Consider the following 1,375-nt stretch of genomic DNA (forward strand, 5'->3'; position numbering starts at 1 on the left):
TCGACCGCGACCTGGCGCTGCTGGCCATCGCGCTGACGGCGCAGGTGCCGGCCGGCGAGGCGGCGGGCCTCGAGGTCCACCAGGAGATCTTCGCCGACCGGGGCTACGCCGAGGACGGCCAGCTGATCGCCCGCGGCCGGCCCGGGGCGATGATCGACGGCGCGGAGGAGGCCGCCGGCCGCGTCCTCGCCATGGTAGAGGCCGGCGCGATCGTCACCGCGCAGGGCACCCGCCTGCCGACGCCAATCCGCTCGGTCTGCGTCCACGGCGATTCCGCGCACGCGGTCGCCACCGCCCGGGCGGTGCGCGACCGGCTCGAGGGCGCCGGCATCCGCCTCGCCCCGTTCCGGGCCTGAAGAGGTGGGACCGCCTCCGCGCCTGCTCGATGCCGGGGAGGCGGCGCTCGTCGCCGAGTTCGGCAGCGCGGTCGATCCGGCGATCAACGACCGGGTGCTGGCGCTCGACGACGCCCTGCGCGCCGACCCGCCCGCCGGCCTCCACGAGACCGTGCCGACCTACCGCTCGCTGATGATGCACTACGATCCGCTCGTGCTCGATCGCGCGGCGCTTGCCGCGCGGGTCGTCGCGCTCGCGGACGCTGCCGGTGCGGGCCGGGCCGCGCCGACGCTCTGGACGCTGCCCTGCTGCTATGCCGAGACCAGCGCGGGCGAGCCCTGCGGCGAGGACGTCGCCGCCATCGCCGAGCGCACCGGCCTTTCCGCGGCGCGGGTGGCAGGCCTGCATGCGGGGGCGACCTACCGGGTCTACATGTACGGGTTCGCGCCGGGCTTCGCCTATCTCGGCGGCCTGCCGAGGGAACTGGCGGTGCCGCGCCGGGCAAAGCCCCGCCCGCCGCATCCGGCCAACGCGCTCCTCGTCGGCGGAGGGCTCGCCGCAATCGGCACCGTGCCGATGCCGACCGGCTGGTACGTCATCGCGCGGACCCCGGCCCGGCTCTACGCGCCCGAGCGCGACGAGACCTTCCCGGTCGCCGCCGGCGACCGCATCCGCTTCGCGCCGGTGGACGCCGCGACCTTTTCGGCCCTGGAGCGGCGCGCCGCAGCCGGCGAGGTCGTGGCCCGGCGCGAAGCCTATGCCGGGGACCCGGCGCCGTGAGCCCGCGCCTCGCGATCCTCGCCGCCGGGCCGAGCGTGACGCTGCAGGATGCCGGGCGCCACGGATACCTGCGCTACGGCATCACCTCTGCCGGGCCGATGGACGCGCTCGCCTTCGACACCGCCAACCGCGCCGCCGGCAACCCGCCCGGCGCCACGGCGATCGAGGTCTCGGCCGGCGGCATCACCGTCGCGGCGAAGGGCGGCCCGCTCGGCCTCGTCCTGGCGAGCACGGGCTTCCGCATCGCCCTCGACGGCCA

At 76.8% G+C, this 1,375-nt stretch carries 2 protein-coding genes and 1 pseudogene; all 3 read left to right on the plus strand.

Annotated elements, in window-relative coordinates; all coding sequences use genetic code 11:
• On the plus strand, positions 1–356 hold a 356-nt coding region (locus FV223_RS27710; RefSeq protein ID WP_187276278.1), incomplete at its 5' end, for a LamB/YcsF family protein.
• Positions 357–360: 4 nt separating this feature from the next.
• On the plus strand, positions 361–1,116 hold the full coding sequence (locus FV223_RS27715) for an allophanate hydrolase subunit 1 (RefSeq protein WP_147729887.1): 756 nt from the start codon (positions 361–363) through the stop codon (positions 1,114–1,116).
• Positions 1,113–1,375: pseudogene (locus FV223_RS27720) on the plus strand (urea amidolyase); the annotation flags it as partial. The gene FV223_RS27715 and the pseudogene FV223_RS27720, both read left to right, overlap by 4 nt.

Source organism: Methylobacterium sp. WL116 (assembly GCF_008039455.1).
Taxonomy (GTDB): Bacteria; Pseudomonadota; Alphaproteobacteria; order Rhizobiales; family Beijerinckiaceae; genus Methylobacterium.